Origin of the sequence: Paenalcaligenes sp., assembly GCF_030152715.1 — a bacterium.
Lineage (GTDB): Bacteria > Pseudomonadota > Gammaproteobacteria > Burkholderiales > Burkholderiaceae_B > Paenalcaligenes > Paenalcaligenes hermetiae.
The window spans coordinates 18,084-30,170 of the sequence record NZ_JASLIX010000052.1 but is presented as its reverse complement, the minus strand read 5'-3'; the positions used below and the strand labels follow the sequence as shown (position 1 = coordinate 30,170).

Sequence of the window (12,087 nt, the reverse complement as noted above, 5' to 3'; positions counted from 1 at the left end):
ACATCAGGAGAAAACGATGACGAGCACGATGAAAGCAATTCGTATTGAAAAAAACGGTGGCCCTGAAGTCATGCAATGGGTGGATGTACCCGTACCAACCCCCAAAGCAGATGAAGTCGTGGTGCGGAATAAAGCGGTGGGCTTGAACTTTATTGATATTTACTATAGAGACGGGCTTTACCCTGGGGAACTACCGCATGGATTGGGTTTTGAGGGGGCCGGCGTAGTAGAGGCCGTAGGAGCGGATGTGACCCATGTGCAGGTGGGGGAGCGTGTGGCATATGGACAGGGGCCATTAGGCGCTTATGCACAAATGCATTGCTTGCCTGCTGATCGAGTGGTGAAGTTACCAGATGAGATCAGCTTCGAAGAGGGGGCGGCCATGATGCTCAAAGGCTTAACCGTGCAGTATTTGTTTAGACAAACCTATCGCTTAGAACCGGGGCAGACCATTTTATTTCATGCAGCGGCTGGGGGCGTGGGTTTAATTGCTTGCCAATGGGCCAAAGCGCTAGGTGTAAAACTGATTGGCACCACATCTAGTGCGGAAAAAGCTGCCTTAGCTAAAGCGCATGGGGCGTGGGAAGTGATTAACTATAAAACCGAGGATGTGGTTGAGCGGGTGCGTGAGCTCACCCAAGGGGAAATGCTACCAGTGGTCTATGATGGGGTAGGGGCGGCCACGTGGGAGCGCTCATTAGATTGTCTACAGCCACGCGGTTTAATGGTGAGTTATGGCAATGCCTCGGGGCCTGTTACTGGGGTTAATTTAGGGATTCTGGCACAAAAAGGCTCATTGTATGTGACGCGTCCAATGGTTGGAACCTATGTGGCAACCCAAGAAAGCATGCAGTCCGCGGCAACGGAGCTGTTTGATCTAGTGGTAGCGGGGCAGATTAAAATTAATATTGGACAGCGTTTTGCACTACAAGAGGTTGCTAAAGCGCATGAGGCTTTGGCCGCAGGCAAAACCACAGGAGCAACCATATTAACTTTGGACTAAAAGCAAAAAACCCATTCCAAGGAATGGGTTTTTTCTTGATGCAAAGCTTTTTGCGTAAAGAGGATTAGGAGTGTTTTAGATGATACTGCTGTACACGTTGAACCTCGTTTTTTGAGCCTAAGATAACGCCTACGCGCTGATGCAAAGCATTGGGCTCAATTTCTAAAATACGCTGCTCGCCATCGATAGCAGCACCACCCGCTTGCTCTACTAAAAAGCTCATGGGGTTTGCTTCATACATAAGACGTAGTTTACCGTGACGCACGGATTCGCGTTGGTCACGTGGATACATAAAAATCCCGCCACGGCACATAATACGATGCACATCTGCCACCATCGAAGCTATCCAACGCATATTGTAATTTTTACCCAGAGGCCCTTCTTTGCCTTTTAAGCAGTCCTCGATGTAATGACGAATAGCAGGTTCCCAGTAACGCTGATTTGACATATTAATAGCAAACTCGGCGGTCTCTTCGGGGATGCGAATGGCAGGGTGGGTTAGCACCCAAGAGCCGGTTTCTTTATCCAGAGTAAAGCCGACTACACCTGCTCCAACCGTTAAAATCAGCATGGTTTGTGGACCATAAACCGCATAACCGGCAGCGACTTGTTTGACTCCAGGTTGAAGAAAGTCAGCCTCTTGTACATCGCGAGTGTTCGCTTCTTCGGGGAGCTGTAGCACGGAAAAAATCGTACCAATAGAAACGTTGACATCGATGTTTGAAGACCCATCTAAAGGATCGAATAACAATAGGTTTTTTCCTTTAGGAAAATGGGCAGGGATACGGTGCAGAGTATCCATTTCCTCGGAGGCCATGGCGGCAAGGTTTCCCCCCCACTCATTGGCTTCGAGCAAAATTTCGTTCGAAATCACATCCAGTTTTTTTTGGACTTCGCCCTGAACGTTTTCGCTCTCTAGGCTCCCTAACACACCACCAAGCGCTCCTTTGCTGACAGCATGACTGATGGCTTTACAAGCACGGGCAACGGTTTCCAATAACAAGCGTACGTCAGCGGTGACGACACCATGTTGACGTTGTTGCTCCACAAGATAATGAGTGAGGTTTTTTTTCAAATACATAGTCTTATTCAATAGTAAGTGCTTTACGCACGATTTCGCTCACATTAGTTGAGAGCGGCTGGTGGGCGGCGATGGATTGTAGGCGTTGTTTTAGTTGGCTGCGTAGGGGCTCCACATATTGAGCCCAATTATCAAAGACACGACATAAGCGAGCGGCGATCTCGGGGTTGAGCGCATCTAAAGCCAGAACCTGCTGTTGCCAAAAATCATAACCGGCTTCGGTGTGTATAGCTGTTATGTTATGAGTGCAAAACTGGAAAATCAAGGCACGTGCGCGATTCGGATTACGCAAATGAAACGCTGGGTGTTGGCTCAAGGCCTGCGCTTGTGCCACATCAAAATAGGGGGCTGTGGCTTGGACACCAAACCAGCGGTCGATCACTAAGGCATTGTGCTGCCACTGCTCATAAAATTGGAGCAGTTGCTGCTGGCGTAACGCTGGTGGGGCATAGTGAACTAGCACATTAAAGGCTCCCCATTGATCGGTCATATTATTTGCTTTTTGATATTGCTCTTGAGCGAGGGCGAAGGCATCAGGATGCTGAGCTAAAACAAGCTGCTTGAGAACAAGGTTGCGTAAGGCGCGTAAGCCGGCATCGCTTGCACAAGGACGATACTGAGTGGGTAGGCGTTGTGTGAGCTGCTGGTATAACGTTAACCATGTCTGCTGAAAATGTTGTGCCAGTTGCTGTTCAATGTGACGATGCTTTTGAGTCAGAGCATGCGGATCCATGGGGCGTTGCTGTGTCAGTAGTTGGCGCACCGATGGGAGGGCTAAAGCACGGCTTAGGTAGGCTGGGGAGAGCTGTTTATCTTGCAGTAGTTGTTCCCAAACCGTAATTAAGACCTGTAAATTGGCTTCTGTCGCAGAGGGCGCACATAAGGTTTGCTGCGCAAGCTCTTGGATTGCTTGCCAGCGGGCAAAAGCATTATCGTCCGCTTTGGCAAGGGTCATGAGATCCGAGGTGGAGTAAGTGTAGTCCACTTTTATCGGTGCGGAAAAATCACGCAAGAGCGATAAAATGGGGCGAGCGCTGACCTGTTCAAAATGAAACTGTTGTTGTTCCTGATCCAGACGCAAAAGAAACTCATGCTGGCGTTGCCCTTCGTGCTCTACGACTAAGGGGGTGCCATTGGGTTGCAAAAAGCCTAGCTTAAAAGGGATAAGTAATGGGGCTTTAGGGCGAATAGGTTGTTCGAGTAGTTCGATGCCTACGGGTGGGTTTTGTTGTGTGAGCGTTAAGCAGGCGCGTTGTTGGGCCGCATCATAATGTAAATGAACGCTGACTTTAGGCGTGCCGGCTTGCTCGTACCAGCCACGAAAGGCAGCCAATGTTAAACCCGGAAATTGTGCTTGGTACTGCTCATCCATGACCTGCATAAAATCATCGCAAGTAATAGCTTGACCATCAAATCGATCAAAATAGGTGCGCAGGGCCGCTTGGAATCCTGTTTCACCCAGCAGTGTATGAAACATGCGAATAATTTCTGCCCCTTTTTCATAAATTGTAGCGGTATAGAAATTACTGATTTCTTCGTAACTGTTCGGGCGAATGGGGTGCGCCATAGGGCCGGCGTCTTCGGGGAACTGAGCAAGCCGCAATAGGCTGACATCGTCAATACGCTTTACCGCCTGTGCGCTTAGGGCTGCGGCACCGGTTAAACCATGAGCCATGCGGTCTGCACTAAATGCTTGCTCCCGAAAAACGGTGAGGCCTTCTTTTAAGGATAACTGGAACCAGTCTCGGCACGTTACACGGTTACCTGTCCAATTATGGAAATATTCATGGCCGATGACGGCTTCGATATCTTGGTAGCTTTGATCAGTTGTGGTTTCGGGTTGAGCGAGTACGTAGGCCGCATTAAAAACATTGAGCCCTTTATTTTCCATGGCACCCATATTAAAGTCTGCCGCAGAAACCACCATATAGCGATCCAAGTCTAGCTCTAGGCCAAAGCGTTGCTCATCCCAACGTAAGGCTTGAATTAAACTTTGCATTGCCCATTCGGTTTTGTCATAGTCGCCTTTATCACTATATAGTTGCAGGGTGACAGAGCGCCCCGATTGGGTTTGAATCACTTGTTCTCGACAATCAAAATCGCCCGCTACAATTGCAAATAAATAAGAGGGTTTAGCGAAAGGGTCCTCCCAGAGTGCACGATGCTGGTTATTGGCAAGGTCTTCTTGCTCGATGAGATTACCGTTAGATAATAAATAAGGAAACTGGCTTTTGTCCCCTACAAGCTCGACCGTATAGCGACTCAGCACATCGGGGCGGTCGGCAAACCAAGTAATACGTCTAAAACCCTCGGCCTCACATTGCGTAAAAAGCTGTTGTCCTGATTGATATAACCCCATGAGCGTCGTATTTTTTGCCGGCTCACAGATGCTTTCAATTTCGATTTGGTGTGAGGCTTGTGTTAAGGGAATACGCAGCGCATGATGATCAAGATCATATTGCTCGGGCTTGAGGGGTTGCCCATCTACCCAAATACCTAGTAACTGGATGTCTTCGCCATCTAAACATAATGGCGTGCCCGGTTGCTCTGTTTGTACTGTGAACCGACTACGCACCGTGGTTTTTGCTAAGCCCAGATCAAAGCGTAACCAAAGATGTGGAATATGGTAGGGATAAGGGCGGTATGCATCACGAAAAATGGTTTGATTCATAGTCAAGTATTAGGTAGAAAAAATAAAAAACGGTAGTATGAGTATTGTAGTCCCTTCGCTCAATTAAAGGAGTAACGATGCTGAGTCGTTTTATTGTATTTCGTAGATGGCGTTGGCGTTTGATGATGCTCTTAGCAACACTGGTATTGCTGGGTGGGTGTGCGAATACTTGGTCGGCTAAAGTCACGACGTTTCAGCAGTGGCCAGCAGACGCTTTTACTGCGCGCTATTTTATTGAACCTCCCAAGGATGATAGAAGTGTCTTAATATTTCAAAGTGTTGCGGATAACGTACGTGTAGCTTTAGGTGCCGTAGGCTTAGTAGAAGGGGATAATACCAGTCGCTTAGTAGTACAGCTGGATTATGACAACCCGATGCAACAGGAGTGGGTGGAGCGTTATGCTGATCCTTTTTATGATGGCGTCTATCCTTATGGCTCTGTGTGGGGTGGTTTTGGCCATTTTGGTGGTTTTGGTGGGGGAGTGGTGTTTGGCCCGCGTCTGGTTACGGTGCCCACGAGTATATATGCTAATACTTTAGAGGTCACGATTCGAGATAAGGCAAATCATTTGGCTGAGATATATCGTGTTCGCGTTATAAACAAAAGCAATAGTGATGATTTAATCCAGGTGATGCCTTATTTAGCCAAAGCGGCATTTACGGATTTTCCGGGGCTCAATGGGAAAACTCAATATATAAAGATAAAGCGCAATCATAATTAGATTGCGCTTATAAGAGGTTATTAAAGAATCTTATTAATCTTTAATTAAAAACTGCTCACGGCTCTGACCGTTTTGCTCAGCATCGGTGATCCAGCGTGGGGGGCGACCGCGACCAGTCCACGTGTCACCTGTTTGTGGGTTGCGATAGCGCGCCGGAGCCTTACTAGCCGTTGTTGCACGTTTTTGACGACGCTCAAAGGCTTGAGCTATTTCTTCGGGAGTGATCTCGTATTCTTGCATGGAGCGTACGATGGAGTTGATCACGGGTCGACGCTGACGAGAGTGCAGGGTACGCATTTTGCGTTGGAGCTTTTGAATTTGCTTTTCGATTTCCTGCTTTTCAGTAAGAAAGGATTCTTGAGGCATTAGTTTTCCTGTGTCAGTTATATCATTATTAAAAAATAAATTGGCTTTATCGCCATAATGCGTATTTTAACGCTATTTCTATAAACATGAAAATATATATAATTTTTTAATTTTTTGCAAAGTGTTTATATCGAGTCAATCATGAGCCAGCATACCCCCTCTTCATTTGCCGTTGCCGCGATACAGATGGTTTCCTCTGCAGATTTGATGGATAATTTGCAGCAGGCGCACTATTGGATTAAACAAGCTGTACAAGCCGGTGCAAAAATCGTGGCATTACCCGAATATTTTTGTTTTTTGGGATTACGTGACCAAGATAAAAATGCCTATGCTGAAGACTTTGGTTCAGGGCCGATTCAGCAGTTTTTGGCCCAGGCAGCAAAACAACATGGTATTTATTTAATTGGTGGAACGTTGCCTTTGCGCTCAGAAGAGGCGGGGCGATTTTATAATAGTTGCTTGGTTTATGACCCAGCAGGACAGTGCATTGGTCGCTACGATAAGATTCATCTTTTTAGTTTTAGGCGCGGCGAGGAAAGCTATGATGAAGCGAAAGCCATTGTGCCTGGAGAAATTGCCCCCACTGTAATACCTACCCCTTATGGAAACATTGGGCTGGGAATCTGCTACGATCTACGTTTTCCTGAACTATTTCGAGCGATGGGGGCGATTGATATGTTGGTATTGCCCTCGGCTTTTACCTATACCACTGGCCAAGCCCACTGGGATATTTTATTGCGGACACGAGCAATAGAAAATCAATGCTACGTGCTGGCTCCCGCACAAGGGGGGCGCCATCAAAACGGGCGTCGTACTTGGGGGCATACTATGCTGATTGATCCGTGGGGTGAAAAACTGGGCGTATGGGAAACCGAAGCAGGTTTTATTTGTCACTCCATTAACCGAGAACGCATCCAAGAAATACGTCAAAACTTGCCCGCTTTACAGCATCGGCAAGTCGCTTTATTGAAAGAAAAGGACATTACATGACATCACAGTTGGCGATCGATACGCTAGCTACGGCAAAATCGGTGTTGTTAACACCTTGGGGGTTAACAGAGCAAGACTTACAACAGAGCTTGTCTGAAATTTTTGCGCATCGCGTGGACTATGCCGATTTATATTTTCAGTATTCCCGAAGCGAGGGCTGGAGCCTTGAAGAAGGGATTGTTAAAACGGGCAGCTTTAACATAGAACAAGGGGTTGGTGTTCGCGCTATCAGTGGAGAAAAAACAGCATTCTCTTACTCGGATACGCTGAGTAAAGATGCTTTGCTTGGCGCTGCTCATGCTGTACGTACGATTGCGCGCCAAGGGCAGCAGGGCAGCGTGCCAGCATTGCTGGCGCGTACTGTGGATCGCCCCCTTTTGTATGTACCGAATGATCCAGTCGATAGTTTGACCGCTCCAGAAAAAGTTGCGCTTTTAGAAAAAGTAGAAAAAATGGCTCGCGCCAAAGATCCACAGGTGGTGCAAGTGATGGCGAGCTTAGGGGCGACATGTGACACAGTGCTCATTGTGGGCAGCGATGGACGTTTAGCAGCGGATATCCGTCCTCTGGTTCGTTTATCAGTGACGGTAATTGCTGAGCGTCATGGTCGTCGTGAAAGCGGGAGCTTTGGTGGGGGTGGTCGCTTTGATCTAGGGTATTTTGATGAAGCGATTTTGCAGCATTATGTCGATGAGGCGGTAAATCAGGCTTTGGTTAACCTAGATGCGGAACCTGCCCCAGCAGGAGAAATGCCAGTGGTGCTAGGAGCGGGCTGGCCGGGGATTTTATTGCACGAGGCGGTAGGACATGGCCTAGAAGGAGACTTTAACCGTAAAGGGTCGAGCGTGTTTTCTGGGCGCATAGGGGAGCAGGTAGCATCTAAGGGCGTTACGGTAATTGATGATGGAACCTTGGCAGATCGTCGTGGCTCATTAAACATCGATGACGAGGGCAACCCCACTCAGCATAATGTGTTGATTGAGGACGGTATTTTAACAGGCTATATGCAAGATCAGCTCAATGCGGGTTTGATGGGTATGCCTGTAACTGGGAATGGGCGCCGAGAATCATACGCCTATCTGCCTATGCCACGCATGACTAATACCTATATGTTAAACGGTACTTATCATCCCGATGAGCTCATTGCCTCGGTGGACAAAGGGATTTATGCGGCCAATTTTGGTGGTGGTCAAGTAGATATTACCAGTGGTAAGTTTGTGTTCTCCGCCTCTGAGGCATGGCTAATTGAAAATGGAAAACTCGTGCATCCCGTCAAAGGCGCGACGTTAATTGGTTCTGGTATCGAAGCCATGAATCAAGTTTCCATGATTGCAAATAATATGTGTTTAGACTCTGGGGTGGGCACATGTGGTAAAGATGGGCAGAGCGTTCCAGTGGGCGTGGGCATGCCTTCTATCCGCATTGATGGCTTAACCGTAGGGGGGACGGCTTAACAAGTACGAGTTCTTTTTTATTGAGACCGCTTACAGAGCGGTCTTTTTTTGTTTGACTTAAATGATTTCAATAGATATGATTTGAGTTGAAATCATTTTCTTTGTTGTGGATATGAACGATAAATGAAAACCCAAGACCAATACGACCTACGCATTTTGCGGGCGCTACGCCGCATCACTCGTTCTATTGCTTTGCATTCGCGTCAGCTTTCTGCTGGCAGCAATATTACGGCACCGCAATTGGTGTGCTTACGCACGGTGATAGAAAAAGGTCCATTAACCGCAACGGCAATCAGTCGAGAAATGCATGTGAGCCCAAGCACTGTCGTAGGGATTTTGGATCGTCTTGAGGATAAACAGTTAGTTAACCGAGAGCGCAGTCGCGAGGATCGTCGTATTGTGTTTGTGAGTGCGACCGATGCGGGTCGCACACTAGCACAGCAAACGCCGTCGCCATTGCAGCAAAAGCTTAGCGAGGCTTTGCAACAGTTGCCTGAGTCGGAGCAGTTGCAAATCACTACCGCGTTAGAGCGGGTCGTGGCCTTGCTGGACTCCGAGACGGAAATCGTCACCGAGCCAAGCGACTCCGCGCTATTAGATTTGCCTGTGGGAGCCGTGCCTCCTGAATCAGGCCTAGTGGTTTAATGATTATTTCTGACCCCCTTATATCTAGTGACCCTGATGACAGCCCTATTCAGTTTAGGGCGCCTACTTCGGAGGACGGCATTGCTATTCAGCAACTAATTGAGCACTGTCCTCCCTTGGATAGAAATTCCACTTACTTATATCTATTATTGTGTACGCATTTTGCTGAAAGCTGTGTGGTAGCGTATGACAAGCAAAAGCTAATCGGCTTTATTTCTGCATATGGATTACCACAAGACTCTGATACGCTTTTTATTTGGCAGGTAGCTGTAGCAAAATCTGCGCGAGGCAAGCAGTTAGCTTCGCGTATGTTAGAACATTTATTACAGCGGCCGCATTTAGCACATATTCGTTATTTGCAAACGACGGTGGACCCAGAGAATCTGGCGTCACGCCGCGTTTTTGAGAAAATTGCTCAGCACTATCATACGTCTATAGACGAAACCCCATTTTTTGAATCCCACCATTTTATCGAACCGCAAGAAGAGCCTTTGTTACATATTGGCCCCTTGCGGTAATTTTTTGTACGTCAAGAGGAGATAATCATGTCGGACTTACATATATTTGACCGTATGGAGTCGGAGGTGCGTGGCTACATACGGTCCTTTCCCGTTTTGTTTACGCACGCCAAAGGGTCGCTGCTATACGATGAACAAGGTAAGCGCTATATCGATTTTTTTAGTGGCGCCGGCAGCTTAAATTATGGCCATAATAATGCAATCTTAAAAGAGGCTTTGTTGGAGTATATGCAAGAGGACGGAGTCGTGCATGGCTTGGACATGGCCACCACTGCAAAAAAGTCCTTTTTAGAAGCCTTTGATCAATATGTACTGGCTCCTCGTAATTGGAATTACACCTTGCAGTTCACCGGTCCTACAGGCACAAATGCTGTAGAGGCCGCTTTAAAAATCGCACGACAAGTAACTGGGCGGCAAAATGTAATTTCATTTACACATGGTTTTCATGGAGTGAGCTGCGGAGCATTAGCGGCCACAGCGAATCAAAAATTTCGGCAAGCGGCAGGGATTAGCTTACAGAACACAACGTTTATGCCTTATGACGGTTATTTAGGGCCAGATATTGACACCATTGGTTATTTAGAGCGTTTGCTCGAAGACCCGAGTAGTGGCTTAGAAAAGCCTGCAGCGGTGATTGTAGAAACCATTCAAGGCGAAGGTGGGGTGAATGTAGCAAGCCCGCGTTGGCTTCGTGCTTTGCAGCAGGTATGTCGTCAATATGGCATTTTAGTCATTGTGGATGATATTCAAGTGGGTTGCGGGCGTACTGGTGATTTTTTTAGTTTTGAAAAAGCGGGCATTCAGCCCGATATCATTACGTTATCTAAATCCATTTCTGGGTACGGTTTGCCTATGTCTCTGGTTTTAATGAAACCGGAATTAGATGTATGGCAGCCTAGTGCGCATAATGGCACGTTTAGAGGTAATAATTTGGCGTTTGTGACAGCAACGCACGCCCTAAAGCAATATTGGGCGGATCAAGCTTTTAGTGAGCAAATTAAACAAAAAGAGCAGTTCGTGCGCGATTGGTTAGAGAACATAGTGCATAGTTACCCAGGCTCAGGGCTCAGTGTACGCGGTCGAGGGCTAATTCAAGGTCTTGTGACTCCTGCAGGCTCTGACTTAGCAGCAGAGATTGCTCAAACGTGTTTTGAGGCGGGGCTGATTATAGAAACCTCAGGAGCACAAGATGAGGTGGTGAAATTTCTTCCCGCACTAACGATTAGCCAAACACTTTTAGAAGAGGGCTTAAATCGCTTGGAAAAGAGTGTTGCTACGGTTATGGCTCAAGCCCCTCGCACTGCACAGATTGTTAAACTAGGAGCGCACTCATGATAGTTCGTCATGTAAACGATGTTATTGGCACAGAAAACGAGGTTCGTACTGATACTTGGATAAGTCGTCGAGTTTTGCTTAAAAAAGATGGAATGGGCTTTTCATTTCATGAAACCATTATTTTGCCTGGTACCGAGACGCATATTCATTATAAAAATCATCTCGAGGCGGTTTGGTGTGTTGAGGGTGATGGTGAAATAGAAACCATCGCTGATGGCAAAAAATACGCATTAGGTCCAGGGGTTGTGTATGCACTTAATGAGCATGATGAGCATTATTTACGTGGTGGAAAAATGCCATTGCGGGTGATTTGTGTGTTTAACCCACCTGTCAGTGGGCAAGAAGTTCATGATGCTGATGGCGTTTATCCGGCAGACTTGGATTAAGAGGGGGGAAGAACATGGGCGTTTTTGACCCTTATCCGTCACGCTTATCAACGCCACAAGGGCTTGTAGCGCGACAGGAGCCTGTGGTTTATGGACAGGAGCCAATGGAAGCAGGGCTGACGCCAGAACAGTGGCAAAGCTATGCCGATAATGGCTTTTTAGTTATTCCTCACTATTTTTCAGGTGAAGAAACTGCTCATTATAAGCAGGCCTTACAGGCTTTATTAGCTGATAAAGAGCTTGCACAAGCACCCAATGCGATTACGGAGCCGGACAGTGGAGCTATTCGCTCATTGTTTGCCTTTCATCAGCAGCCAGGGGTATTAGCGCAACTAGTGCAAGATCCGCGTTTATTGAGTGTGGCTCAGGCGATCTTAGGTTCACCGGTTTATTTGCATCAAACGCGTGCAAACGTTAAACCCGGATTTGTGGGGAAACCTTTTTATTGGCATTCGGATTTTGAAACTTGGCATGTGGAAGATGGTATGCCACGGATGAGGGCGGTTAGCTGCTCAATCTTATTAACAGACAATGCGGCATATAATGGTCCTTTGATGCTCATACCTGGATCGCACCGGTATTTTGTGCCCTGCTTAGGCCAAACGCCGGAACAGCATCATCAACAATCATTAAAACGCCAGCAGTATGGTGTGCCGAGTCAGGAGCATCTCAGCCAGCTCGTGGAACAGGGCGGGATTCACACGGTTGAGGCGCCTGCCGGATCGGTGGTATTTTTTGATTGTAATACTCTACATGCCTCCACCGAAAATATCAGTCCTATGGCACGATCGAATCTGTTTATGGTTTACAACAGTGTGAAAAATCCTTTACAGGCCCCTAAATACGGGTTGGCTCCTCGACCTGATTTTTTGGCGCATCGACAGTCTTTTAAGGCGGTCGGTTAATGGAGGGATCA

12 protein-coding genes are annotated in these 12,087 nt (G+C 47.3%); 9 read left to right on the top strand and 3 right to left on the bottom strand.

Going from position 1 to position 12,087, the window contains the following annotated elements:
* Nucleotides 1-16 precede the first annotated feature (16 nt).
* A complete protein-coding gene (locus Q1V74_RS04495) occupies nt 17-1,003 on the top strand; it encodes a quinone oxidoreductase (RefSeq protein ID WP_260650907.1) in 987 nt (328 codons plus the stop codon).
* Between the two features lie 64 nt (nt 1,004-1,067).
* Here Q1V74_RS04495 and Q1V74_RS04490 read toward each other — a convergent pair whose 3' ends face one another.
* Nucleotides 1,068-2,084, bottom strand: coding sequence for a class 1 fructose-bisphosphatase (locus tag Q1V74_RS04490; protein WP_260650908.1), 1,017 nt, complete (start codon nt 2,082-2,084; stop codon nt 1,068-1,070).
* 4 nt (nt 2,085-2,088) lie between these two features.
* Nucleotides 2,089-4,755, bottom strand: a complete 2,667-nt coding sequence (pepN, locus tag Q1V74_RS04485; protein WP_300647239.1) for an aminopeptidase N — start codon at nt 4,753-4,755, stop codon at nt 2,089-2,091.
* A 77-nt stretch (nt 4,756-4,832) separates the two neighbouring features.
* On the opposite strand from pepN, the gene Q1V74_RS04480 reads away from it, so the two are divergent.
* Complete coding sequence (locus Q1V74_RS04480) at nt 4,833-5,477, top strand: DUF4136 domain-containing protein (protein ID WP_300647238.1); 645 nt, start codon at nt 4,833-4,835, stop codon at nt 5,475-5,477.
* Between the two features lie 33 nt (nt 5,478-5,510).
* Here the strand turns inward: Q1V74_RS04480 and Q1V74_RS04475 are convergent, their stop codons facing one another.
* Entirely contained in the window at nt 5,511-5,843 is a 333-nt protein-coding gene (locus Q1V74_RS04475; RefSeq protein ID WP_260650911.1) for an H-NS histone family protein, read from the bottom strand.
* A 141-nt stretch (nt 5,844-5,984) separates the two neighbouring features.
* Here Q1V74_RS04475 and Q1V74_RS04470 point away from each other — a divergent pair, with 141 nt between their 5' ends.
* From Q1V74_RS04470 to thpD, 7 genes are all read left to right on the top strand, one after another.
* The gene (locus Q1V74_RS04470) at nt 5,985-6,833 is read left to right on the top strand and encodes a carbon-nitrogen hydrolase family protein (protein WP_300647237.1); all 849 of its coding nucleotides are present in this window, start codon (nt 5,985-5,987) and stop codon (nt 6,831-6,833) included.
* Nucleotides 6,830-8,287 (top strand): metalloprotease TldD, encoded by a 1,458-nt coding sequence (tldD, locus tag Q1V74_RS04465; protein ID WP_300647236.1) that lies wholly within the window; start codon nt 6,830-6,832, stop codon nt 8,285-8,287. Before Q1V74_RS04470 ends, tldD begins: the two co-directional genes overlap by 4 nt.
* 123 nt (nt 8,288-8,410) lie before the next feature.
* Nucleotides 8,411-8,932, top strand: coding sequence for a MarR family transcriptional regulator (locus tag Q1V74_RS04460; protein ID WP_300647235.1), 522 nt, complete (start codon nt 8,411-8,413; stop codon nt 8,930-8,932).
* Nucleotides 8,932-9,450 (top strand): diaminobutyrate acetyltransferase, encoded by a 519-nt coding sequence (gene ectA / locus Q1V74_RS04455; RefSeq protein WP_300647234.1) that lies wholly within the window; start codon nt 8,932-8,934, stop codon nt 9,448-9,450. The genes Q1V74_RS04460 and ectA overlap by 1 nt, the downstream gene beginning before the upstream one ends.
* Before the next feature lie 27 nt (nt 9,451-9,477).
* The gene (gene ectB / locus Q1V74_RS04450; protein WP_300647233.1) at nt 9,478-10,785 is read left to right on the top strand and encodes a diaminobutyrate--2-oxoglutarate transaminase; all 1,308 of its coding nucleotides are present in this window, start codon (nt 9,478-9,480) and stop codon (nt 10,783-10,785) included.
* Nucleotides 10,782-11,171 (top strand): ectoine synthase, encoded by a 390-nt coding sequence (locus Q1V74_RS04445; protein WP_260650919.1) that lies wholly within the window; start codon nt 10,782-10,784, stop codon nt 11,169-11,171. Before ectB ends, Q1V74_RS04445 begins: the two co-directional genes overlap by 4 nt.
* A gap of 14 nt (nt 11,172-11,185) precedes the next feature.
* Nucleotides 11,186-12,076: an ectoine hydroxylase gene (gene thpD / locus Q1V74_RS04440; RefSeq protein WP_300647232.1), complete on the top strand. Its 891-nt coding sequence runs from the start codon at nt 11,186-11,188 to the stop codon at nt 12,074-12,076.
* Nucleotides 12,077-12,087 lie beyond the last annotated feature (11 nt).

What these genes read in the sequence shown, in the direction of transcription:
- Q1V74_RS04495 (WP_260650907.1), top strand. Translation starts at nt 17, where the DNA reads ATGACGAGCACGATGAAAGCAATTCGTATTGAAAAAAACGGTGGCCCT.
- Q1V74_RS04490 (WP_260650908.1), bottom strand. Translation starts at nt 2,084, where the DNA reads ATGTATTTGAAAAAAAACCTCACTCATTATCTTGTGGAGCAACAACGT.
- pepN (WP_300647239.1), bottom strand. Translation starts at nt 4,755, where the DNA reads ATGAATCAAACCATTTTTCGTGATGCATACCGCCCTTATCCCTACCAT.
- Q1V74_RS04480 (WP_300647238.1), top strand. Translation starts at nt 4,833, where the DNA reads ATGCTGAGTCGTTTTATTGTATTTCGTAGATGGCGTTGGCGTTTGATG.
- Q1V74_RS04475 (WP_260650911.1), bottom strand. Translation starts at nt 5,843, where the DNA reads ATGCCTCAAGAATCCTTTCTTACTGAAAAGCAGGAAATCGAAAAGCAA.
- Q1V74_RS04470 (WP_300647237.1), top strand. Translation starts at nt 5,985, where the DNA reads ATGAGCCAGCATACCCCCTCTTCATTTGCCGTTGCCGCGATACAGATG.
- tldD (WP_300647236.1), top strand. Translation starts at nt 6,830, where the DNA reads ATGACATCACAGTTGGCGATCGATACGCTAGCTACGGCAAAATCGGTG.
- Q1V74_RS04460 (WP_300647235.1), top strand. Translation starts at nt 8,411, where the DNA reads ATGAAAACCCAAGACCAATACGACCTACGCATTTTGCGGGCGCTACGC.
- ectA (WP_300647234.1), top strand. Translation starts at nt 8,932, where the DNA reads ATGATTATTTCTGACCCCCTTATATCTAGTGACCCTGATGACAGCCCT.
- ectB (WP_300647233.1), top strand. Translation starts at nt 9,478, where the DNA reads ATGTCGGACTTACATATATTTGACCGTATGGAGTCGGAGGTGCGTGGC.
- Q1V74_RS04445 (WP_260650919.1), top strand. Translation starts at nt 10,782, where the DNA reads ATGATAGTTCGTCATGTAAACGATGTTATTGGCACAGAAAACGAGGTT.
- thpD (WP_300647232.1), top strand. Translation starts at nt 11,186, where the DNA reads ATGGGCGTTTTTGACCCTTATCCGTCACGCTTATCAACGCCACAAGGG.